At 54.2% G+C, this 22,355-nt stretch carries 26 protein-coding genes; 11 read left to right on the top strand and 15 right to left on the bottom strand.

Features of this window, described 5'->3' with window-relative positions; translation table 11 throughout:
• Window positions 1–104: 104 nt before the first annotated feature.
• Window positions 105–524 (top strand): hypothetical protein, encoded by a 420-nt coding sequence (locus Q9292_RS08675; RefSeq protein ID WP_313986908.1) that lies wholly within the window; start codon window positions 105–107, stop codon window positions 522–524.
• A gap of 96 nt (window positions 525–620) precedes the next feature.
• On the top strand, window positions 621–956 hold the full coding sequence (locus Q9292_RS08670; RefSeq protein ID WP_313986906.1) for a YqjD family protein: 336 nt from the start codon (window positions 621–623) through the stop codon (window positions 954–956).
• Between the two features lie 81 nt (window positions 957–1,037).
• Here Q9292_RS08670 and Q9292_RS08665 read toward each other — a convergent pair whose 3' ends face one another.
• Entirely contained in the window at window positions 1,038–1,751 is a 714-nt protein-coding gene (locus Q9292_RS08665) for a Crp/Fnr family transcriptional regulator (protein WP_313986903.1), read from the bottom strand.
• 176 nt (window positions 1,752–1,927) lie between these two features.
• Between Q9292_RS08665 and Q9292_RS08660 the strand changes: the two genes are divergently transcribed.
• A complete protein-coding gene (locus Q9292_RS08660; protein ID WP_313986901.1) occupies window positions 1,928–2,335 on the top strand; it encodes a hypothetical protein in 408 nt (135 codons plus the stop codon).
• A gap of 37 nt (window positions 2,336–2,372) precedes the next feature.
• On the opposite strand, the gene Q9292_RS08655 is transcribed toward Q9292_RS08660, so the two are convergent.
• The gene (locus tag Q9292_RS08655; RefSeq protein ID WP_313986898.1) at window positions 2,373–3,098 is read right to left on the bottom strand and encodes a Crp/Fnr family transcriptional regulator; all 726 of its coding nucleotides are present in this window, start codon (window positions 3,096–3,098) and stop codon (window positions 2,373–2,375) included.
• 209 nt (window positions 3,099–3,307) lie between these two features.
• On the opposite strand from Q9292_RS08655, the gene Q9292_RS08650 reads away from it, so the two are divergent.
• Complete coding sequence (locus Q9292_RS08650) at window positions 3,308–3,643, top strand: hypothetical protein (RefSeq protein ID WP_313986896.1); 336 nt, start codon at window positions 3,308–3,310, stop codon at window positions 3,641–3,643.
• Between the two features lie 32 nt (window positions 3,644–3,675).
• A complete protein-coding gene (locus tag Q9292_RS08645; RefSeq protein WP_313986893.1) occupies window positions 3,676–5,046 on the top strand; it encodes a class I SAM-dependent methyltransferase in 1,371 nt (456 codons plus the stop codon).
• 40 nt (window positions 5,047–5,086) lie between these two features.
• Here Q9292_RS08645 and Q9292_RS08640 read toward each other — a convergent pair whose 3' ends face one another.
• From Q9292_RS08640 to Q9292_RS08630, 3 genes are all read right to left on the bottom strand, one after another.
• Entirely contained in the window at window positions 5,087–5,671 is a 585-nt protein-coding gene (locus Q9292_RS08640; RefSeq protein WP_313986889.1) for a sterol desaturase family protein, read from the bottom strand.
• A 28-nt stretch (window positions 5,672–5,699) separates the two neighbouring features.
• On the bottom strand, window positions 5,700–6,350 hold the full coding sequence (locus tag Q9292_RS08635; RefSeq protein ID WP_313986886.1) for a BON domain-containing protein: 651 nt from the start codon (window positions 6,348–6,350) through the stop codon (window positions 5,700–5,702).
• Window positions 6,351–6,503: 153 nt separating this feature from the next.
• Complete coding sequence (locus Q9292_RS08630) at window positions 6,504–7,154, bottom strand: PEP-CTERM sorting domain-containing protein (RefSeq protein ID WP_313986883.1); 651 nt, start codon at window positions 7,152–7,154, stop codon at window positions 6,504–6,506.
• A gap of 237 nt (window positions 7,155–7,391) precedes the next feature.
• Between Q9292_RS08630 and Q9292_RS08625 the strand changes: the two genes are divergently transcribed.
• The 5 genes from Q9292_RS08625 to Q9292_RS08605 all read left to right on the top strand — a co-directional run bounded on the left by Q9292_RS08625 (window position 7,392) and on the right by Q9292_RS08605 (window position 9,711).
• Window positions 7,392–7,946, top strand: a complete 555-nt coding sequence (locus tag Q9292_RS08625) for a hypothetical protein (RefSeq protein ID WP_313986880.1) — start codon at window positions 7,392–7,394, stop codon at window positions 7,944–7,946.
• The gene (locus Q9292_RS08620; protein ID WP_313986877.1) at window positions 7,943–8,368 is read left to right on the top strand and encodes a BON domain-containing protein; all 426 of its coding nucleotides are present in this window, start codon (window positions 7,943–7,945) and stop codon (window positions 8,366–8,368) included. Before Q9292_RS08625 ends, Q9292_RS08620 begins: the two co-directional genes overlap by 4 nt.
• Window positions 8,369–8,386: 18 nt before the next feature.
• Window positions 8,387–8,602 carry a hypothetical protein gene (locus Q9292_RS08615; protein WP_313986874.1) on the top strand — a complete coding sequence of 72 codons (216 nt, stop codon included), beginning with the start codon at window positions 8,387–8,389 and terminating at the stop codon, window positions 8,600–8,602.
• A gap of 548 nt (window positions 8,603–9,150) precedes the next feature.
• Entirely contained in the window at window positions 9,151–9,354 is a 204-nt protein-coding gene (locus Q9292_RS08610; RefSeq protein WP_194748552.1) for a hypothetical protein, read from the top strand.
• Window positions 9,355–9,492: 138 nt separating this feature from the next.
• Window positions 9,493–9,711, top strand: a complete 219-nt coding sequence (locus Q9292_RS08605; RefSeq protein ID WP_313986871.1) for a hypothetical protein — start codon at window positions 9,493–9,495, stop codon at window positions 9,709–9,711.
• Window positions 9,712–9,818: 107 nt separating this feature from the next.
• On the opposite strand, the gene Q9292_RS08600 is transcribed toward Q9292_RS08605, so the two are convergent.
• From Q9292_RS08600 to Q9292_RS08565, 8 genes are all read right to left on the bottom strand, one after another.
• On the bottom strand, window positions 9,819–10,223 hold the full coding sequence (locus Q9292_RS08600) for an amidase (protein ID WP_313986868.1): 405 nt from the start codon (window positions 10,221–10,223) through the stop codon (window positions 9,819–9,821).
• Window positions 10,224–10,251: 28 nt separating this feature from the next.
• Complete coding sequence (gene atzF / locus Q9292_RS08595; protein ID WP_313986866.1) at window positions 10,252–11,580, bottom strand: allophanate hydrolase; 1,329 nt, start codon at window positions 11,578–11,580, stop codon at window positions 10,252–10,254.
• 43 nt (window positions 11,581–11,623) lie between these two features.
• Entirely contained in the window at window positions 11,624–13,186 is a 1,563-nt protein-coding gene (locus tag Q9292_RS08590) for a hypothetical protein (RefSeq protein WP_313986864.1), read from the bottom strand.
• Window positions 13,187–13,220: 34 nt separating this feature from the next.
• Window positions 13,221–13,904 carry an isochorismatase family cysteine hydrolase gene (locus tag Q9292_RS08585; protein WP_313986862.1) on the bottom strand — a complete coding sequence of 228 codons (684 nt, stop codon included), beginning with the start codon at window positions 13,902–13,904 and terminating at the stop codon, window positions 13,221–13,223.
• A 185-nt stretch (window positions 13,905–14,089) separates the two neighbouring features.
• Window positions 14,090–14,458, bottom strand: a complete 369-nt coding sequence (hpxZ, locus tag Q9292_RS08580) for an oxalurate catabolism protein HpxZ (protein ID WP_313986860.1) — start codon at window positions 14,456–14,458, stop codon at window positions 14,090–14,092.
• A 14-nt stretch (window positions 14,459–14,472) separates the two neighbouring features.
• Window positions 14,473–15,822 (bottom strand): AtzE family amidohydrolase, encoded by a 1,350-nt coding sequence (locus Q9292_RS08575; RefSeq protein WP_313986857.1) that lies wholly within the window; start codon window positions 15,820–15,822, stop codon window positions 14,473–14,475.
• Window positions 15,823–15,827: 5 nt separating this feature from the next.
• On the bottom strand, window positions 15,828–16,040 hold the full coding sequence (locus Q9292_RS08570; RefSeq protein ID WP_194748546.1) for a DUF4089 domain-containing protein: 213 nt from the start codon (window positions 16,038–16,040) through the stop codon (window positions 15,828–15,830).
• Between the two features lie 102 nt (window positions 16,041–16,142).
• Window positions 16,143–16,841, bottom strand: coding sequence for a GntR family transcriptional regulator (locus Q9292_RS08565; protein ID WP_313986852.1), 699 nt, complete (start codon window positions 16,839–16,841; stop codon window positions 16,143–16,145).
• 498 nt (window positions 16,842–17,339) lie between these two features.
• Here Q9292_RS08565 and Q9292_RS08560 point away from each other — a divergent pair, with 498 nt between their 5' ends.
• Window positions 17,340–19,247: a putative bifunctional diguanylate cyclase/phosphodiesterase gene (locus Q9292_RS08560; RefSeq protein ID WP_313986849.1), complete on the top strand. Its 1,908-nt coding sequence runs from the start codon at window positions 17,340–17,342 to the stop codon at window positions 19,245–19,247.
• Window positions 19,248–19,300: 53 nt separating this feature from the next.
• Here Q9292_RS08560 and Q9292_RS08555 read toward each other — a convergent pair whose 3' ends face one another.
• Together Q9292_RS08555 and Q9292_RS08550 are read right to left on the bottom strand one after the other, a co-directional pair.
• Window positions 19,301–20,482, bottom strand: a complete 1,182-nt coding sequence (locus Q9292_RS08555) for an EAL domain-containing response regulator (RefSeq protein WP_313986847.1) — start codon at window positions 20,480–20,482, stop codon at window positions 19,301–19,303.
• A gap of 329 nt (window positions 20,483–20,811) precedes the next feature.
• A complete protein-coding gene (locus tag Q9292_RS08550) occupies window positions 20,812–21,954 on the bottom strand; it encodes a sensor domain-containing diguanylate cyclase (protein WP_313986845.1) in 1,143 nt (380 codons plus the stop codon).
• Window positions 21,955–22,355: the final 401 nt, after the last annotated feature.

Raw genomic sequence — 22,355 nt, 5'->3', positions numbered from 1 at the left:
CGGCCAACGCCCTGCGGGCACCGAGCCCAACGCCCTTGCGGTCACCGAGCCTTAGTTGCTTTGAAAAAAGTCTTGTTGTGAGCCGCTTATTTTAGGAAATCCATATGCGTGTTTATGCTGTTTTATCGATAGCCATGGTTTGTCTGGCTACTTTTACCGCCGCCAGTGCGGCGGCCTTATCGCCGAGTGAAGTTAAAAAGCGCCAGCAGTCGGTGGCTTTTGAATACCGGGAGAGTTTAAAGGTCTGCGATACCTTGCGCTGGCATGCATATGAGACCTGCAGGGTGACCGCGGAGACACAGCGGGCCATCAATCTTGCCGAGCTCAAAGCCAGTAGCCATCCGACGGCAAAAAGTCGCCTCGACGCACGCATGGCGCATGTTCACGGCAATTATTCGGTAGCGATCAGTACCTGTAATGGCATCTTGCGTGAAGAACGACAGGCTTGCTGGGCGGCAGCTGAAAGCACCAAAGCCAGCGAGACCCAGGAAGCAAAACGCTTCTGGGGCGGGTTGGCTGAATAAGCGTCACCTTCAACAGGCGCATGTGGTTTGAGCGCCAGCACCATACTGACGAGCAGGATGGACCTGCTTGCATTGATATCACAGGAGATCCACAACATGAATATTCGCTTGGAACAGTCCCCTCACATCAACAACGGGGAAGATGCCGCCCGCGTATTGTCGCAGGATGTGCATGCCGTCATTGCCGATGTGCAGGCTTTATTGCAGGAAACAGCGAGTCAGGGCGGAGAGGCGCTGGATGAAATTCGTCGCCGAGTCAGCCAGTCTATGGAAACCGCCAAGCAAAGCTTGCAAGACAGTGAAGCGCGGGTGATTGAGGGATCAAAAGCAGCGATCAAGGCGACAGACCAGTATGTACACCTGCATCCCTGGCAAATCGCCGGGATCGCTGTCGCCATTGGGTTTGGGTTAGGCTGGGCAGTCAAGCGCTGAATCCCATTGTATTCACCTGGCCTGTGATGCGCCGGCCTCAAGCATCACAGGCCAGCGCTATTGCCTGGCTGCGCATCATGGCTAGTTGCTCATCATGGACAGATAGGCAAGTTTGTCATTGGCATAACATGGACAGGCGACCTTGAGTAAAGCGGTCCGGTTAAGAATATACATATGGCCGCGACTGTATTGCAGTGTTCTTAATTGCTGTAGCATGCTGGCCGCTTTATTGATCCCCGAGCGACGGACCCCCAGCAAGCTGGCCAACAGGGCTTGGGTCATGGCAAAGTCAGCCGCAGACACGCGGTCACTATAAGTCAGTAACAGGCTCGCCATGCGTTGTTGCACGTTGTGCAGGCTATGGCAAACAATGGCTTGGGCAAACTGGGTATGCATCACCGCCACATAGCTATCCAGCACCTTGCAAAAGTCGGTGTTTTTAAGCTTGAGGTCATACAAATGTTGCACGGGGATGCGCAGGGCTTCACAGGAGATCAGCACCTGTGAGGCATAGGGCACAATATTCACCCCCAACACCGAGGCAATACTCACCATCCCCTCTGCACCGACCAGCGTGAGCGCAATCGGTTTCTCGGTCGGCTGTTGCATGATCAGGGCGATGACGCCCCCGGCAGGAAAGTAGGCATAAGCCACCGTTTCCCCTGGCTGGTTTAACTGGTGTCCTGAGCTGAGCTCCACGACTTCGCCATGCTTGAGCAATTGATGATGGCAGTGGCGATTCAGCGGGTCTATCAGTTGATTGCGGAGTGGATTACGAACGGATGGGTGTTTCATCACCACAACATAGCAGTGTCGCGGAGGCGCCTCTGTTCGTTTGCACACATGTGCCGATTTTATCTTTGGCGTGCGCTCTGTGTGCTGCCAGACAGTCAAGCCATGACAGCGGAGGAGAATCATGCACTTGTGTCATAAGATAGATTTTTACAACCCTCACCATTCAAAGGACTGCCATGAAAAGAAGACCTGGATTGATTACCATGGATGCGACGCCGCCCAACATCGAGCCCTCGCTGTATTTAAATGATGCAGACAGTAGCGGTGGCGCGCAGCACACATTACGCTCCGCCGGCGACACCGCCCCTGTCATTGCAACATCGCAAGTTTGGGTAGAGGCCTGGCATGGGGCCTTTTATGGCGGTGGCCTAGGCTTGCTTCTCGGCGGCTATGTCTTGTTTTTTCCACAATGGGTGACGGTTTCGCCGACGTGGTATATGCAGGCGCACTGGTATACGGTGATTGCGATTACCATGCTGGCCGGAATGGGATTGATGGGACTGGGTGGGGCCATTCTGGGCGCGCACGTGATCCAGCCAAGGTGGTATCAACTGGCGAGAATCCGCACACAACGCAAAGGGTGAAGTGAGGTTTTTTAGCGCCCAAGGCATGATAGGGGGACTATTGACGATGCCTGTGAATATCCGGTAGTAGCCGGTCAAACTCTGTTTTGACCACCTGATAACATTCGCACACGTTTTCTTCCAGCCGTGCGCGATCCAGAACGCGAATGTGTCCTCTGGCGTACTCAATCAATCCTGCCCGCTGCAGCTTGCCCGCGGCTTCAGTGACGCCCTCGCGTCTCACGCCCAACATGTTGGCAATCAGCTCTTGCGTCATATTCAGATCATTGGACGACAAGCGGTCCAAGCTGAGCAACAACCATCGGCACAACTGCTGTTCAATGGAATGATGTCGGTTGCAGACGGCCGTTTGTGACATTTGAGTAATCAGGGCCTGGGTATAGCGCAAAAGCAATTGCATCATCACTCCGGCGCGGTTGAATTCCTGCTTTAACAGGCTGGCGCGCATGCGGTACCCGGATCCTGCACTCTGCACGACAGCTCTGCTTGGCGTGGTCTCGCCGCCCATGAAGAGTGAAATCCCGAGAATGCCTTCATTCCCTACCACTGCGATCTCTGCAGAGGCGCCACTCTCTAACACATAGAGCAGCGAGACGATGGCCGTGGTCGGGAAGTAGACATGCTTTAAATGCCCCCCCGACTCATATAAGGCCTGACCTAAAGGCATGGGGATATATTCCAACATGCCCTGAATGCGTATGTAGTCCTCCTCGGGCAACGCATTCAGCAAATGATTTTGCTTTGGGGAGTGCATGGCGTTCATAGTGGCCTCTTTGAATGATATGCATGCACATGATAGAAGAAGTCACTATACGCTTATGTACGTTAGCGAACATAAGAAATGACGCAGCCCGCTGTGTATGCTAGCGCACCGAGGATTGATTCAGCGGGCCATACACTGATGCTTGAGTGAAGTCGTACGTCTACCAGAGTATCCATTTCACTCTTTCTTCTTTTAATCAAGGATGCCTCATGAATAAACCACTCTTCTGCATTACCCTTCTCCTGCTGGCCACCAGTCAAAGCGTATTCGCTGCCATGAAAGAGTCAAAAATGCCCCAGTCCTGTGAAGGGCATGCGCAATACAAAGACATGGATAGCAACAAAGATGGCGAGGTGTCAAAAGCTGAATTCCTGAAGTTTCATGAGCAGCGTTTTGACAAGGTCAAACAAAAAAACGGCATGATCAACTTGGAGAAAATTGATAAGGATGCACACAATAGTTCGATGAATCAAAAAGCACTAGGGACGACTGCAGAGAACCCCGAAGTGAATGACCGTGATGCCACCAATGGCAGCAAATACTGACTGTCTTTGATTTTGGTACGTGGAGTGTGCAGATGAAAACCTTGAAAAAACTACTCACCTTTAAGGTGTGGTCTGAAGATCCATCTGCCGCCATGGTGAATATGCTAAGGCGCATTTTTGACCAGTTTGATGGCCATTTGCAAATCCAGTTATGGGACGGCCAACGTGTACACCTGGGTAAGCAGGGGGCGCCCGTCAATGGCAGTCCGTTTACCCTGATTTTTCATACGCCTGCGATTCTAGAGTCGTTTCTCAAACGCAAAGACCCCCTGACCTTTGCCGAGTCATATTTCAAATGCGAGATGGATATTGAAGGCGATCTGGCCGCCTTGCTGGCGTTGCGCGAGCAGTTCAGCCGCTTGCACATCCATTGGCGCCTGAAGGGGCGGGCGCTACTCAATCATCTGCTGCGGCAACTCAAAAAGCCGGTCTCTTTACGGCCGCTAGCCTTGAGTCGCTTACCTGCTGCACAAGCGGTGCACACGCATAGCCGCGATGAAAACAGGTTGTCGATTCAGTTTCATTATGATGTCTCGAATGGCTTTTATGCCTTGTGGCTGGATCCTGCCATGGTGTATTCCTGCGCCTATTTTCTCAGCGAGGCACAGGATCTGGCCAGTGCGCAAACCGCCAAGCTGGAGTTGATCTGTCGGAAACTGCAGTTAAGCGCCCATGATGAACTGCTGGACATTGGCTGCGGCTGGGGTGCGCTGGTGATGCATGCGGCCAGGCATTATGGCGTTAAGGCAACGGGCATCACCCTCAGCCAACAGCAATATGACTATGCGCAGCAACAGATCGAAATCTCCGGCCTGACTGGGCGCGTTTCGGTGCGCCTGCAAGACTATCGCGATCTCCCCGGTCACGCGCAGTACAACAAAATTGCCAGTGTCGGCATGTTTGAACATGTGGGGATCAAGAATCTGGCCACCTATTTTCAGACTGTGCGGCGTTTGCTGGCCAGGGACGGGCTATTCCTGAATCATGGCATTACCAGCGATGTTGAGGGCTGGCCGGATAATCTGGGGCATACCTTCGTCAACCGCTATGTGTTTCCTGATGGTCAGTTAGAGACGGTCAGCAATATCCAGCGGCAAATGGAGTTGGCGCAATTTGAAATTCTGGACGTGGAGTCTATGCGCAGACATTATGCCCTGACCTTGCAGCATTGGATTTCACAACTGGCCAGCCAGCACGACCAGGCGCTCAAATATGTGAGTGAGGCCACTTTTAGGATTTGGCTGGCCTATATGACGGCAAGCCGATTGTCGTTTGAAAACGGTCATTTGGGGATTTACCAGATACTGGTCGGGCATCGCACCGTTGATCATGCTCGGCAGCCACTCACCCGAGCGTATATGACCGCCAATGCCGCCTCGCTCCCTGCTATGTTGCCTGCCTGAGGGGTGAGGGAGGTTGCGCCTGTTCAGGGCGCGACGCGATCTAATTTATGGATGATCTGATACTTTTGCCCGCTGCGGGCGGGGCGCTTGTTCCCAGCACATGATCCCAAACGGTTGTGGTCACGCCAAAACCGTGCTCAGGGAAGCGATGATGCCGCCGATGTATCCTTTGCCGGGTTTTGAGCCATGGCATGCCTGGATGCGGCCAGTGATGAATGGCATGATGGGTCACGGCATAAGCGAGGTAGCCGATTAACAAACCCAGGGTAAAGCAGATGGCGACTGCAGGCGAGACGCCCCAGTACAGCGGCAAATAGACGGTGAGGGCAATCGTGCCCAGACTCACCACAGTGGCCGTGCAAATCAATGCATCTGGCTGCCGGTGATGCTCGGCATGCCAAGCCGAGAACGGTGGCCACTGATGTAGCACCCAGCGATGCAACAGGTACTCAATCAGCGTCCAGCTCAGGCTGCCGAGCAAGATGCAAACCAGCATCGAAAACGTGGACAGCTGTTTCGGGGAGGCAATCAGGTAAGCTGTGATGCCGGCTATCAGCAAAAAATACACCGCAAAATCCAGTTGATAGGCGAGCTTGCTGTGTTTGATCAGCAGTAACTGTTGCATAGACTGCGGCATGGCATCCTTCATGCGACTAGGCAACCTTGATCTCATTGATCACATTCTGAACCCCCGGCGTATTCCAGGCCGAGTGGTTAATGACTTCGCGCTCTTGCCAGCTGCCCACATGGCCAGTTAGCACCACCTCGGCGCCGTTGACCTTAATCGAGACATGTTTGACGCTCGCGATGGCTCGGCGTTTTAACACCTGCTCTATGTCATTTTTAACGGCTTCCACCTTGACTCTGGGCTCGATCTTCAAGTGATTGCTGAGCCCGGTGACGCCCATCAAATTGCAAATGGCGTAGCCGAGATTCTTTTTCTGATAGGGCCATTCCACAAAGCCGGTCAGCGTGATCCAGCCACCCTCGACCATGACTTGCACGGAGTTATTATGCAAATCGTTGGACCAGCGCAACACATGATTCACCGACCGGGCGATATCCGCATCAGGACGCTCGGCGCCGTATGACAACTTGACTGCTATCTCGATGGCCAGCGCCTTGACGCCAGGGACCCGTTGCGCCGCGTTTTCAGCGCCCCATTTCTGGGCAAAGGTGTCCACATGGCCTGACAGAGTAACGATGCCGTCCTGCACTTCCACGCCGATGTTCGCCGCATTGACTGAAGGCTCCCATTGCAGTTCTTTCATCACATCTTCTTGTAATTGCACGTCGGTTTTCATCTGGGGCTCCCCTTGTCGGTTGAACCATGATGGTCGCTCGCCAGCCAGGGGCCGCTCTGTGCGATAGCGTACATTGCCAGATTTAACATGCAAAAAACGCCGGTTGAATGGCGTTTTTGCAGCATCCTTGCCTGCAGTGCTTATCGCGAGAGATTAGCCTTTCATCTTTCTCATCCCAATCATGCCGAGCAAGCCTAATCCGAGCAACATCATGCCATAGGTCGACGCCTCGGGGACGGCAGCGGCCGGGCTAAAGCCGGCTGCATTCGAGCCTATCCCGTCCAGAACCCCGAAATTGCCCGGCTGATAGTGGGTCGCGCTGGTACGAATGATCTGGATAAAGCTGGTGGTTCCAGGTGGAATATCTGCAATACTCACCGGGGAAAAGTTCAGGCCAATCACGCCAGCCATGGTCCGGTCGGCATACTTGGAGACTTCCGTGCCGTTGCTAAATAGATCAAAGCCGACAGCAGTCTGGTACACATTGACGGCCTGAGCGCCCAGGCTACGGAAGTCAAACGCCGTCAGTCTGTCGATGCCGTTTTGTGAGCTGGCATTGTTGGTAAACTGATAATAAAAGTCGAGGCCAGTCGCCGTGCTATACACAGCCGTGCGCGCCGTGCCATTGTAGCTGGCGTTGCTAATCAAGGTCGTGGCACTATCCAGCAAGGTGCCGCCAAAGCCCGAGGCCACAATCTCCACCTCTGCCGTGGGAAGATTCACTAACAGTGGGGTGGCGTAAGCTTGTCCAACCGTGCCGGTGAATGCGAGTCCGATCAAAACGTGTTTCATCTTCGATTGCATGGTGCGCTCCTTAAAAGGTGAGGTAACAGAGCAATGAGGGTCATCGCTCTGGGCACATCTTCACGTAAACAAAAAACGGACTCTGTTCGATGGCGCACGCATTGCCGCGATGATGTTTTTGCCTGAGGGGAAGCCGCCTGGCCGCAGGCGCATGCGCGGGTGCGGTAGCGAACAGACCCGCATTTGCCAAGCGCCGATGATGCTCTCCTCTCACTTTTTTGTGGATCAAGGCGGCCCATGCCATTCTATCGTCACCAGATTTCCGGCGTCTTTGAACAGCTTTCGCAGGCACACTTGGTCAGGGCGGCATTGATTAACGCCGGTGTCCCCGCATTACAGATTTCCATCAGCAGACGGCTTGCCCGCAGCGTTGACCTAGACCAGGCCGAGGATGGCAGTGAGGTCGCTCAACGAGTGTTGGTCATGGCCTGCATTGGGGCCGTTGCTGGCATCTTGTTAGCCAGCCTGGCAGAGCTGGGCGTGATGCTCCTGGCTCAGCCTCTGCGTGTTGCTGACGAAGGCCTCTCTAGCATGAGATGGCTGGCTTCTGGGGTGATTATTGGCATGCTGGTGGGGGCCATTGCCGGGGCCAGGATGGGCGATGCGCAAGTTATGCAAACACCGGTCGTCAGGTTACCTGCACGCATCTATGCATGGCTATGGCGATTGATCGGCAACAAGCCTATCCAACTCTGCGTCATCACCTACTCTTCGCAGGAAACGGCGATGGTCGCCGCGGTGATGCATCTGGCAGCGCAAGATTATTGTGACTTGAAGCTGGTTTCCTCATGAAGGTTGCTTTGTTGCGCCTGGCGTGGACAGCCACAATTGCTTGGCCGGGCAGCCTGCAGCTGGCCGCCCTTTGCCTGACGCTGGCTGCTTGCAGCCCGCCTGGGTCTACACCTGCGCCCACGGCAGAAGAGCGTCATTCGTCAACAAAGACCCCACTGGATGTCCCTGAATATGCTGCGCCGTCAGAAATGCCGGGTGCGCGCAATCAACTCTCCGATGCGCAGATTACGGCAAGCATTAACGATGCCCTCAGCCAGGAAGCGCTTATGATGGGCGTAGATATCCATGTGGAAACGCTGGCTGGCGTGGTCAGGCTCACAGGGTATGCGGGCTCCCTGGCCGTGAGCGAAAAGGCCTCCGCCATTTGCAGGCAGATTGCCGGGGTCCGGGAGATTGAAAATGCCCTGGTTATTTCAACCTAAAAACAGTAAGGAGTGAGTATGGAATGGAGCGAGATACAAGCGGACTGGAAGGCGCTGGAAACGGTGATTCTCGACAAATGGGGGCGCCTGACCCAGGACAATATTTATGACATTGCGGGCAAGCGGGAGATTCTCGTGGAAAAGCTGCAGCAAATTTACGGCATCAACAAGCAAGAGGCCAATCAGCAAATCAATGCGTTTGCCCAGTCGGTACAGGAGATCAAACACCATTGAACCGCATGACCTGGTCTTTCACCCGGTCATGGCCACCTGTTCGTGATCTGCCTCCTGAAGTGGGCCAGTTCGGCGAGCTCTTGCTCACCCTCTGTGGCATGACGCCGCGCTTAGGAAATCGTGATGCATGGATATATCCAGAATCTTCATCAAGTCACTTTGCTGAATACAGATTTCAGGATGAATACAGACTGCAGGCGGGTGGTATCCACAAGACAGTATAGCCAGTTGCTTCTGATCTCACTCAAACCGTGCGAGGAAACCGGCCTTGTGCCAGCCGGGGTCAATCATCACCTGATCAATACGTGCAAACTGGACTTGAAACTACACAGCCTCTACTCGCCACCCAGTCATCAAGAGGGCACCGTCTGTCCTCTGCGCGTGTATGCAGATGTCTCGAAGCTGCCCTTTGACGGGGTCACGACTGAATAAGCAAGACCGTGTTGGCTAGCGAACAAACAGCCCCTTGCGTGCCCGGTAGACTGCAAAGACTGGTTGTTGAATTTCCAACGGCCAGACACAGATCGACCACATAAAGGATTTACGCCATGTCAATTTCCAATCAAGCCAGTGGATTACATCAACAAGCAGCGACTGATCATGAAGCGGCCGCCAAACATCATCTGAATGCATCAGAGAGCTATCATAAAAATAATGTTTCAGAAGCCAAAGAAAGTGCAAAAAAAGCGATGGAAGCCTGCAACTCGGCCCAGCAGAAAACGCAGTCTGCCTGCAATTGCCATGAAAAATGAGTCAGGCATTTATGCAATGCTGACCGCAACAATCCCGCTTAGGCGGGATTGCTGACGCTGGTGTCTCCGTATGCGGCCAACCGGCGATACGACGGATACTGCTTATGTTTATGCACGCGCTTATGAAAGGCCCATGCCATGCGCTTTGATCATCAGCCCACTACACAGTTAATCCGCATCTTGAAGGCCGGATTGGGCTTCAAGCTTAACCGCCGGCAACGCTCCGCACACGAGATCGCGCAACTGGATCAGATTGCGCACACCAGTGGCGCGCACATTACCTGGATAGAGCCACAGGCGCGGACTGCTCGGGCCGTGCCCGACGAATGCCATCAGTCAATGGCAAAAGAACATTGAGTGTGCCAATCTCCCGGTTAAATCAATGGCTTGATCTGCACTGATTCGCCGTTACGACCAGATGAAAAACGAATTGGTTTTTCATGCGGCCTGGAGGCGGGCGCTATTCATTGCTGCCCCTGGCTTTGTGCTTGCAGATAAGCCCGCCAGCCGCCAAAGACCGAGATATCCGTAGCGGTTGCACTGGCGTAGGCTTCACACAAAAAGCCAGCCACTTGTTGGCCATCTTGCAGCGTCAGGGTGCCAAAGCCGAGCGGGGCCGGGACGCTGGCAACCAGTTTGCCGTAGTTCTCCAGCGGCAGCTGCCAAACCTCCAGGGCGATTGCGCTGCCGCCTGTATTGACTCTGATCAAGCCGGGGCGCGGTGGGTGAAAGCCGGCCAGGTGGTAGAGTTTGTAGTCGGCCGAGGTATGCGTGGCGCGTACAAAAGTGGCCTGCAATGCCTGTAGTTGCGGGTTGAGTGGCAGGCCTTGCATATGCGCGCCGCAGACGGCGACTTCTATCATGGACATGCGTGTTTCCTTGTAATTTTTAGCGCGGTTAGCGGCCTAGCCGTTGCGCCAGTTCAACCAGCGCAAGGTCGTGAAAAGCCGGGGCGCAGAGCGTAATGCCAAACGGCAGGCCGTTGTGCTGGAATCCGGCCGGAAGAGCAATGGCAGACAAATCCAGCAGGTTCATAAAGTTGGTGTAATAGCCCAGGTTGCTATTAGTCTGGATCGGGTCCTGTTCCACTTCTTCTATGGTGTAAATCGTGCCTGCCGTCGGCGTGACCAGCAGGTCAACCTCATCCCAGCATTGCTGGGCCTGCGCCTGGTTGGCTTTGAGCTGGTATAGCGTGGCATAGGCGTCGGCCGCACTGAATTTGCTGGCCCCCTGAATGATGCTACGCGTCACCGGGTGCATGGCCTCTGCGTGTGATTCAATAAAGGGCCGGATGGCGGCATAGCGCTCGGCGACGATGGCGCCCTCATAAAGCAAGCGCGCCGTGTTGAGAAACACCGAAAAATCTATTTCGACGGCTTGCCCGCCTATCGCGGTCAGTGCTTGTACGGCGTGGGCAAACAACGCGGGCGTCTCGGGGTTGCCAAAAAAATTCAGTTGCTCAGCTCGGGGCACGCCAAAGCGAAAGCGGGGTGGAAAAGTGTGCACGGCTTGCGCGGGTGCCCGCCGTGAATAGGCATCCTCGTGGTCTTCTCCTTGCGCGACTTGCAACACGGCATGTGCCTCTTCGGCGGTACCGGCAAAAATAGAGACGCAATCGAGTGAACGGCAGGCCGGCACCACCCCATGCGTGCTAAGCAGGCCGCAGGTCGGTTTGATGCCAACCAGATTGTTAAACGCGGACGGGATCCGCCCAGAACCTGCCGTGTCTGTGCCCAGGCTAAAACTGGCCATGCCCAGCGCAACTGCCACGGCAGAACCCGAACTGGAGCCGCCGGAAATGTAGTCAGGGTCAATGCTGTTTTTGCAGGCACCATACGGCGAGCGTACGCCGACCAGGCCGGTGGCAAATTGATCAAGGTTGGTTTTACCGACCGGGATCGCCCCCGCGGCAATTAGTTTTTTGACCACCGTGGCATGTTGGTCGGCCGTGTAGGCAAAGTCCGGGCAAGCGGCCGTGGTCGGATATCCGGCCAGGTCGATATTATCTTTGATGGCAAACGGGATGCCGTACAAAGGCAGGCTGGTCGGGTCCATCGCCTCCAGTTGGCAGGCGTAGATCAGCATCTCTTCCAGGCTGACCCGGTCAATCCAGACATGGTGCGTATCCTCGGCATGGATTTTCTCTGCCAGCTGCCGGACCAGCTGACTGGGTTTCAGGCTGCCAGCGCGATAAGCGGCGCTCAGATGCGAAATGTTCAAATTCATGTGGGGCATGGCTCCGGTGTGGGTCAGGGTGGCTGGCACGGGGTTAGTGCTGGCTGCTGAGGCCGGTGGGCAAGGCCTCAATGCGCGCATATTTACTGCTTAGCCACAGCATGATCGCCACCACCAGGTAACTGGCGGCAATCGTTAGCGATTGGCCAATGCCTATCGCCTCGCCATGCATGAGGCCGAAAAAAGTAAACAGCGCCGCTGCCAGTGCAAAGCCAGCAGCTTTTGCCAGTTTGCGGTCTATGACCAGGGCGGCAATCGCACCCAGCATCAATCCGCCTAAAATGGCGCCACCACCCAGCACCTCCAGCCCATGGTAGAGCACGCCCACCTGGCCGAGTTTATCCAGCCCCAAGGTGGCGGCATTGGTGCCAGCGACGGCGAGGACGTTGTCAATTTGCAATTTTCCCCAGGCCGCAACATGTGGCAAAAAGGCCAGGATAATGGCAGGCGCGTGGCTCTTGGGCGTTTCTTGAAATGCTTGTGCGCCAATCAGCATGCCGATATAGAGCAAGATAGGCGAAATGGCGACCACCGGAATCAAGGAGGCCATGAGGGCGATGATGCCCAGCCAGGAAAGCAGCAAAACGATGATGCCGGTCGCCGCTGAATAGCCGATGCGGCCGCCCATGGCCTTCCAGCCGGGATGGCCGATGTAGACCGCATTGATAAATGGGTTGCCCATCAGGCAGCCAATCAGGCTGATCACGCCGTCGGCCGTCAACACCCTTGTTGTCGGAAAGCTGTCGCCCCCGGCGGCGGCACTCTCAACGTTGTCCATTGCCTCAACCAGGTCATAAATGCCAAACGGGATGGCGGTGACCAGAATCACACCTAAAAATTCAAAGCCGGAAAACACATGGTTGATGGCGGGCAGTGGGATGGAAAAGCCAAAGTTGGTGAGGGCGGCGCTGACGTTGGTGAGATTCATCTGCGCATAATTGAGCCCGAGCAGGTTGGAGCCCCAGGCGATGAGCGTCCCGGCGGCAATCGCCACCAGGCCGGCCGGGATGCCTTTGAAATAGCGCACGCCGCCAAACCAGCTGGCCAGAATAATGGCGAAGCAGACCACGCCGACCATGGGCGTCATGAACATCTCCAGCGCCGGGCGCAAACTGATAAACGCGACGGAGACGCCTGCCAGCGTGCCCAATAAGGCGGCACGTGGGGTGATTTTGCGGATCACCGGCGCAATAAAGCCGCCCAGCATCAGCACAAAGCTCTGGATAAACACCCAGGCCAGTCCGGCCTCCCAGCCTTTGACCGGATCGCCACTGGCCAGCGAGATGGGCAACATGATCACAAACACCACCACAAACATGTGCGGTACGCTGACGCCAGACGGCAGCGCACACACATCATTGCGACCGGTCTGCCTGGCGAGTTGATAGGCGAGCCAGGCGTAATACATGGTGCTCAGAAACAGCATGAGCCCGGTGGCCGGCAAGATGCGGCCGAACACCATCTCATCCGGCATTTTGAGCACAAACCTGAGCAGGCCGGTGAGCACCAGCAGATTGACCAGAATATTGGTGCCAAAACCAAAGAGCGCGTTCCAGTCGCCCGGTGACCAGAGTTTGATGCCTGAAGCGGTTTTCATGATGGGGATTCTCCTCAAATGGCGGGATGCCTGATTATTTTTGCAATGCGTGTACCAGTGGCAGGCTATCGGTGACCCAGCCAAAAATCGCGCCTTGGGCGGCAAACATGCGCAGGCTGACGGCGTGAAATTCGGGGTGGTATGAGGCGCAACAATCGCCAGGAATCAGGCAACGGAAACCGCGGTCATTGGCTTCGCGCACCGTGGTATGCACGCAGACTTCGGTCGTCACGCCACAGACAATCAGCGCTTCAATGTTGCGCTTGCGTAATAGCAGTTCGAGGTCGGTGGCATAAAAGGCGCCTTTGCCTGGCTTGTCGATAATGGGTTCGCCAGCGATGGGTGAGAGCGCCGGGATAATCTCGTGCCCCGGTTCGCCACGGATCAGAATACGCCCCATGGGCCCCTGATCGCCGATGCGCAGTTTTGGCGCGCCCCGGTCCACTTTGGCTGGAAAGGCATCTGACATGTCTGGTCGGTGGCCTTCACGGGTATGGATTACCAACATGCCTTGCGCCCTGGCCGCCGCCAACACGGCCTGGCAGGGGGCAATTGCCGCTTTGAGCAAACGCACATCATTGCCCAGACTTTGGCCAAAGCCCCCTTCTTCAATGAAGTCGCGTTGCATATCGATGAGCATGAGCGCGGTGCGTGCGGGATCAAAGACAAAAGCTTCGGGCGTGGCTGCGACGGTGACTGTTGGCAGGGTGGAGATCATCTGAAAGGACTTTATAAAATGCATCAATGTATACAACAAAGCAAATCACATGCCTGAGTTGCGTTTATGCCTGGTTGGAAAAAAGGCTTTTAAAACAAGGGGATTCTTTTTTAATTTGCTTGGTCTGGCTGCGGAAAATCAGTCAGCGCTCGCCAAAAGAGTGCGGCTCGCACCAAGCAAGCGCATTAGTCTGGCATCAGGGACACATGCGCCGCTGCGATTTTCCAGCCTTGTTCGGTGCGTATCCAACTCTGGCTTTGCCGGCCAGTGCCATTGTCGCGCCTGAACTCGGTGCTGGTGTTGGCATAGTCATGGCCATAGGTGGTGATGACTGTATTAAACAGGGTGCGTGGCGGCGGGGGCGTGCGTTGTTTTCTGAAGGCGACAATCTGCTCCCAGCCATACAGGTTTTCGGCAGCGCCATAGCGCACGGCGAGGGGGCTTTGCCAAAAGAAATGGATCAGGGCTTGTACGTCATTGTTGACCAGGGCACGTTCGTAGTCAGCAAATACCGCTGTGACTTCGGCGAGGACAGGGGGATGATTAATCAGCATGGGTCACCTCTGTATCAGTTTCTAACCACGGGAGACTGGCAGACTGACAACGACTGTAAATGGTGTGCCACTTGTAGCAGCTGCGCCTCCTTGCCGGGCGCACCTATCAGTTGTACCGCAATCGGCAGCTGGCCGGGCAAATGCACAGGCACCGCGACGACAGGCAAGCCAATAAACGAAATCGGCTGGGTAAACATGCCCATGTTGGGTCGCAACGGCATACGGTTGCCGTTGATCACCATGTCTTCTTGCCCCAGCGGTTGCGCGCAGCAAGGGGTGGCCGGTGCAATCAGCACATCCGTGCTCGCAAACACTTGCATGGCCTGCTCAAAAAACCAGCGCCGCAAACGTTGTGCCTGCAGATACCAGGCGGCTGGTAGCGTGGTGCCTGCCGCCAGCCTGGGGCGGGTCAGCGGGTCAAAGTCAGCAGCCTGTATGCGCAAGCGGGTCAGGTGGCGGTTGCCGCCCTCGCTGGCGGTAATCAGATAGGCGGCTGAGCGGGCGCGCGCCACTTCGGGTAACTCGACCACTTGCGTCACCTGCAAGGCCTTGCACACGGTGGCGACGGCGGCCTCTGCTTGCGCATCGCCTTGCTCAAAATAGCCGCCCAGGCGGGCGAGGCGTGGCGTGTCTGAGACTAATCGTGGCGTTGAGTCCGCGCTGGGGTTGCCTTGCAGCACGTCAAAGCAAAGCGACAAGTCTTGCGCGGAGCGCGCAAAAATCCCGGCATGATCAAAACTGTGCACAAACGGAAACATGCCGTCCAATGAGAGTGCGCCATACGTCGGTTTGAGGCCAAACAGGCCGCACATGGACGAGGGCACCCGTACTGAGCCATTGGTGTCTGAGCCTAGCGTAAGCGGCACCAGCCCGGCAGCGACGGCGGCGGCTGAACCGCCAGAAGAGCCGCCAGCGCTACGCGTCGGATCATGCGGATTGCGGGTGGGGCCAAAATGGTGGTTTTCAGTAGTGAAGCCATAGGCATACTCATCCATATTGAGCGCGCCGAGCAAGATGGCTCCCGCTCGCTGCATGGCCTGCACCAGCTGCGCATCGGTGCTGGCGGGGGCATGACTTTGGTTGATTTTGGCCCCGGCCAGGGTAGGCAACCCGGCAATATCAAACAGGTTTTTCACCGCATACGGCACACCCGCCAACGGTGGCAAGCGCTCGCCACGGTCACGTGCCGCATCCACGGCCGCGGCCTCTTGCAACGCACGCCCCGCAGTTACGGTGGTAAAGCTGTTGTAGCGGCCATCATGGCGCGCAATGTCGGCCAGCGCCGCCTCGGTCACGCGCAGGGCTGAGACGGTTCCCAGGCGGATTGCGTTGGCAATGTCGATTGCATTCTGACTTCCATCCATGGCGCTTAGCTCGCTGCCTGTGGGCGAAACTCTGGTGCGGGCTCAATGTGCTCGTCCAGCGGCCAACTCATGACGCGTTCGGCATGGCTGAATAGCAGGCGGTAATGTTGCGTGGTTTGCAGCAGGTCCTGTTCGTCAAGCGTGATACCCTGTAATTGCAATTGGCTGGCAACAAATGCCGGTGTGATTTCGGTGTCTTGTAGCATGGCGTGTGACAAAGCAAACTCCTTGGTGAGGTTTTTTTTGATATGCAATATTGTATACAACAAAAGCCAAGCAAGTGCCGTACCAGTGCGGCGGACTGGGTGGCTTTCAGGGGGTCAGGCAGAGGGAGTGGATAAGAACTTTTGCCGCGCCAAGGCAGTCAGCGTCAGGGTTTTGGCGAATTCTCGACTGCGCTGGATATGCCGCTTCATGGCTTGTTTGGCCTTGGTCGTGTCGCGCTCTTTAATGAGCTGCAGTATCTCATAATGCTCTTTATAGGTGCGCTGGCTGCGATTGTCAGCGTTTAGGTCCAGGCGACGAATGACGCGGATGCGGTGGTTAATGTTTTTTAAAATCGAGGCCAGCACCGGTTTGTCACTGGCTAGCGCCAGCCCGACATGAAAAGACTCATCTTTTTCACCAAGGTCTATACCCATCTGTAATTCCGCATCATGCTTCTCCGGCTGCCACAGTGCCATCATCTGCTCCACTTGCTTGTCACTCATGGCGTTGACCGCAGATTCGACGATGAGCAACTCCAGAGCGATGCGTGCCTCGTAATACTCCATCAGTTCGTTCACATCCAGCTCACGGATAAAGCAACCCTGCTTGGGACGTATGCTCAAAAAACCCTCTATTTCCAGCCGTTGCAACGCCTGCCGGATCGGCGTGCGGCTGACACCAAACATCTCTGCCAGCGCCAGTTCGGTAATGCGCGTGCCCGGATAGAGCTCAAAAGAAATAATTTTTTGCTTGAGCTGGCTATACAAAGCGTCGACAGTAGAGCTTTTTGCAGGTTTTTCTTTTTTGATCATGACCTTGAATCTGACTGGGGATGCGATTAAAGATACTTGGATAATGGCCTTTCGGCAACCGTTACACTACGTATGCGTGGTCACTACGCCTGCATTTTACGTGCACCTGGCTTGAATAGTCCGATTGGGCTATGAGTAATTGCGGGCATCGCTTTTATAATGACAGGCGTTAATTCGGGTTTGGTCATTCATCAAGGGAACAGGGCTGATTGCAACGGCTTCGATGGCCAGGGTTGCATCGCTTGTTGCCTGATTCTCAAAAAAACCGGACATTCGTGATACGAAATCTTCGGTAAATAAACATAGCAAGTCGTGTCCAGCATGGCAAAAGCAGTTGCCGCGCAGGATGCATCCAGATCAACCGCGGTTGATCCTCTCTATTTTTGCATTATTTAACAAAACCCCCGGCCTATTTGCCAATATACTCACCTGCTGCAAATAGGGCGTGTTTGCGGCTGTTCCGGCAGGGCCGAATTTTGAGATTTTGATGTGTTACCCATGATTGACCTACGATATTACCGTCATTTTGACGAAAACATCCTTTACGCCAGATACTTTTCGTTGCTGCCTTATGTGCCTGTAGTGATTGTGGCTGCAGTGGTGGCGATGCTGACACAAATCTCGGTGTTTCACCGTAATGAGCCCTTTGTCTGGTCTTTTGTCGTGCCTGCCATGCTCACGCTGGTTTCGGCCGCAGTGTTTGTCTACTGGTTTATTCACCGCAAGGAAAAACCGCACACCGATGTGGTTCGCAAACGCTTGCAGTTTTTCGCCAGTTTGCTGCTTGTGGCGGGCATCACCACTGTGATTTGCGACCTGCATCTGCTGCAAGACTCATCTGGCTACAGCCGCTACTTTTTGGTCGTGCAGATGACGCTATATGGCATCTGTTTTCCGTTTCTGCTGGTCAGCCTTGGCCGGCCGGCCTACCTTTACAATCTGATGCTGATCGTCACCACGCTTGTTTATGTGCTGTATGCCGACATTGAATATAGCCATTCATTTGCATTCATGATCCTGATTTTTGAGATTGGCATGTTGATTGCCATGTACCGCCGCAACAAGAGCTTTGATTCCCTGGTCTACAGTTCGTTACACGCTCAAAATCTGGCCGCCGAAAATGCGCGCCTGGCCAATGTGGACATGCTGACTGAACTGCCAAACCGCCGCCAGTTTTTTGCCACGATTAAAGCGCAATCGCTGGAGCATCTGAAAACAGAAGGCAAAAAATTTGCGATTGGCATCATTGATCTCGACAAGTTCAAGCAGGTGAATGATGCACATGGGCACCGCATTGGTGACCTTGTGCTGGTGGAAGTCGGTCGGCGTCTCAAGCATTACCCGCGATGTCAGCATCCTATTCACTTCTACCGCTTGGGCGGCGACGAATTTGCCTTTCACAAGCATTTTGCTGGCGATGAAGCGGCGCTCAAGCAGCTTGGTCAGTCTTTGATTGCGCTGATTGAAGAGCCGGTAGCCGTAGAGGGGATGTTATTCAATTTGAGCGCCTCTATCGGTATTGCGGTGTTTCCTGAGGTGGATGATACGTCTGAGAAACTCTATGAGTATGCGGATTATGCGCTCTACCATGCAAAGAACACGGGGCGCAGCCATACCGAGCTGTTTTCGGCCCGTCATCTTGAACGGTTGCAAAGCCGCCTGCAAATTGAGCGGGCGTTACGTTCTGCGGATCTGGTGCAGGAATTTTTTCTGGTCTTTCAACCGATGGTGGATATCCCCTCTGGCCGCACCATCGCCTTTGAATGTCTGGCGCGCTGGAACAGTCCGGCACTGGGGATGGTCAGCCCGTGCGTATTTATCCCGGTGGCTGAAAGTATAGGCATGATCTCCAGCCTCACGCTGACTTTGTTTTCTCAGGCCTTGCAGGCCGTGCAGGCCTGGCCTGCCCAGATTGGCTTGTCTTTTAATCTGTCGGCGTTTGATATTATCAGTGATAAGGTGGTGCAAGATCTGGTGGCGATGCTCGCCGCCAGTGGTGTCGATCCTGCACGGATTACCTTTGAGTTGACTGAAACTGCGCTGCTCCAGGATTTTATTGTCAGCAGAAACAATATCGAGTTGTTACGGCAGACAGGCGTTTCCCTGGCGCTGGATGATTTTGGGACCGGTTATTCCAGCCTGAGTCACGTGCAAGGTTTGCCGCTTAACAAAATCAAGGTGGACCGCAGCTTTGTGCATGATATGGAAACCAATCCGAAGAGCAAAATGATCGTGCGTTCCATTCTGGCCCTGTCTCATGGCATTGGCGTTGATTGCGTGGTGGAAGGCGCCGAGACACAGCAGCAAGTCGACTTGCTATCCTCCATGGGCTGCAAGATTATCCAGGGCTTTTACTATGCCAGCCCGATGGTTGAACCCGAGATCGTCAGTTACCTGCGTACCTGACCGGCATCGGGTCAGGCGCTGCCTTGGCCATATGCCGGTGCCAGCTGCTGTGGTCAGCGTTGTCCGTTCCAGTGGCTGAGCCAGACTTTGCTGGCGGCCGCATCCATGGGTCTTGCAAAAAAATAGCCTTGCCCGAAGCGGCAGCCCAGCTCCCGTAAACCGATGGCGGCCATACTGTTTTCTATGCCTTCGGCAATCGTCTCCAGCCCCAGGCTTTCTGCCAGTTTGAGCGTTGAGGCAATCACCTTGCGTGATTTGGAAGAGGCCTCCATGGTTGTGACAAATGACTTGTCAATTTTGAGCTCGGTAAATGGCAGCGCCGCTAATTGTGACATCGAAGAATAGCCCGTGCCAAAATCATCAATACTGAGCTTAAAGCCTTGTTCACGTAAGTGAGTCAGGATTCTTTCCGCCTGTTGCGTATCCAGCATGGTGGCGGTTTCGGTCAATTCCAGAATCATGCGCGCGGGATCGAAGGCAAACCGTTGGCAGACTTGTTCCAGCATCTGGATCAAATGGTCATTGTGCAGGCTTTTGGCTGAAATGTTGACCGACAAGCATAGGGTTGAACTGATGGATTGGATAAACTGGATACCTGTCACAACCACGTATTCAGTCAGGGCTTCTATTTGCCCAGTGTCTTCTGCCACATGAATAAATAATTCGGGTAACTGGATGCCCTGCTGTGGATGCTGCCAGCGCAGCAAGGCCTCAAAGCCTATCACCTCGCCGGTAAATAACTCAATTTGTGGTTGATAATAGACGACGAATTGCTGCTGGCGAATCGCCTCGTCTATGCTCTCGTGGTCTATGCTGAGTGGTTTGATGACTTCTGTATGATCCGTGGCATGCAAATCGACGGAAGGATGGTCCGCCAGCAATTTTTGCAGCAGATGCGGTAAGACCGGGTGATGCAAAATGCCGCGGATATTCAATTGATGTTCCAAGGCGGTCAGCTGCGCCAGCGGCAGTAGCGCTGAACCGATGCCGCTGGTCAGGATAATGCTGCTTTGGCAGTCCATACGCGCCAGCGTTTTCAAAATCTCAATGCCATCAATACTCGGCATGACCAAATCGATGGCCAGGTGCGATGGCTTCCAGGCGAGGATGGCATCGATAAATTGCCTGCCATCTTCACAGTGTTTGACCTCAAACGCCAAGTCTCTCGCGACGGCAGTCATCTGGGTCGTCAGCGTGACATCATCATCCAGAATCAATAGCGTATTTGTACTCATTGCACCACCTCCTTTTATCGGCGTTCATAGCCGTTCTTGTTGTTGCTGTGTTGCAGGGGTGAAACTAAATGGGGTTCGCTGAGAATAAACCTCAACACATTGGGCTGTTTAGGCTGAGTAAAGTTTTATGGTAATGTAATTTGCTTAAAAAATGAACATGGTTTTGGCTGAAAACAAACGGAAATGTGCTGGTTTGGTTATAAATAGCCAAATTTTGAGGCGGGAAAAGTGTTAGTACCGCCACCGCATGCAGCGGTGATCGGTCAATAATGATGCGTTAGCAAGATTAGAAAGTGCATTGAGACGAAAGGGCAGGGCTTACTATTAAGTTATGCCATTTTTTTAAGGTCCAGGGGCTCGCTGTATATCTGCAAGTGACCGCGGCCGGCACGCTTGACCTGATACAGCGCCTGGTCTGCGTGTTCATACATGGTTTGCGCAGAAAGTTTGGCGTCACAGGTGGAACAGGCGCCGATAGACGCGCTCACCGTCAGTACCCGTTCGTCGATATGCATGGTTTGAGACAGTGCATGGCTGATTTCTGCACACACTTGCTTGAGGCGCAGATGCTCGCAATCAGACAATAAATGAAATGCGAACTCATCGCCACCCAGTCGGTAAAACTGCACGTCTGCTGTGTGAATCGCAGCCAGCCGCTTGCCCACCTCGCTTAATACCAGATCGCCAATATGGTGACCGTACTGATCGTTGATCGGTTTGAAGTGGTCAAGATCCAGAATGCCAACAACAAAACAATGCTCGCCCAGGCTGGATTCGGCTTGCTGTTGTGCCGCTTGCAAAAAGAACTGACGCCGGTTAGGCAGCGCGGTTAACACATCCTGTTGTGCCAGCCGCTGATTTTCCTTAAGCAGGCTTTGCGTTTCAAAGGTTGCATTCACCCATTGGTCAAAGGTCTTGTTGCTGGCGCGCATGGTTAACAGCATGCCCACTTCAAACACCAGAATCAGCATGGCGACCAAATAGGGATGTTCAATGTCACCGCGAAACACGCAGGTCACCGCCGCTCCAATCAGCAACACATTGTAGGCATAAGCCGCCGCCCCCAATTTGCTCAGGATAAAGGCAAAGCACAAGCCATACAGCGTGTTGTGTACGATTAAAAAATAATGCGAAAAACTGCCCGTGATTGGAAACAGGTACAAACTGCGCCAGAAGGTAAACAGGCCTGCCAGTATCAGCAAGGTAGAGGCGGTATCCAGGCGTTTGCGGATATTCTCGATCGGCGGCTGGTCATGCCTGTGCTTGTACCAAAACCACAGCAAAATTACCCCTATCACCAAGCGCAACATGGGTGGCAAAATGGCAAATTTCCAATCAATCTCACCCTGCAACGCCACCATTTGGATTGTCAATGCGCTAATCGCGGTAAAAATGACCACGGGCACGTCGTTTACCAGGCTGTGGTAGCGGGCGCGCAATAAGTTAGCATCAGGTTTCTGGAGCAGTGACATTAAAATCGGTACAGGTTTCAGGAATAGCTTATCTTATGCAAGAGGCAACCGGCTTGATCATCAAAATATCGCTTTGTTTTATTCTTTATTAAGCGTTTTACTTCAGATAAAAGCAGCCATGTCCGAACCCGCATCCATTTTTCAGGCGATGGATGCCAGTTAGTTGGCGCTATTATCGAAAACTTTGAGCTTCTAGGGGGAGGGCGCAGATTCAATTTATCGCTAATTTTTGCAATTTATTGTGAACTTTGGGTATGACCGTGCCGCCAATATTTTGGCGGTTTGGCGGTTTGGCGGTTTGGCGGTTTGGCGGTTTGGCGGTTTGGCGGTTTGGCGGTTTGGCGGTTTGGCGCTTCCCGCTGTGATGCCAGCATGATTCGATGCCTACTCATGACGGATAA

Origin of the sequence: Methylophilus sp. VKM B-3414 (assembly GCF_032248435.1) — a bacterium.
GTDB lineage: Bacteria > Pseudomonadota > Gammaproteobacteria > Burkholderiales > Methylophilaceae > Methylophilus > Methylophilus glucosoxydans.
The sequence above is the reverse complement of the archived record's forward strand: the minus strand, read 5'-3'. Positions and strand labels throughout refer to the sequence as shown.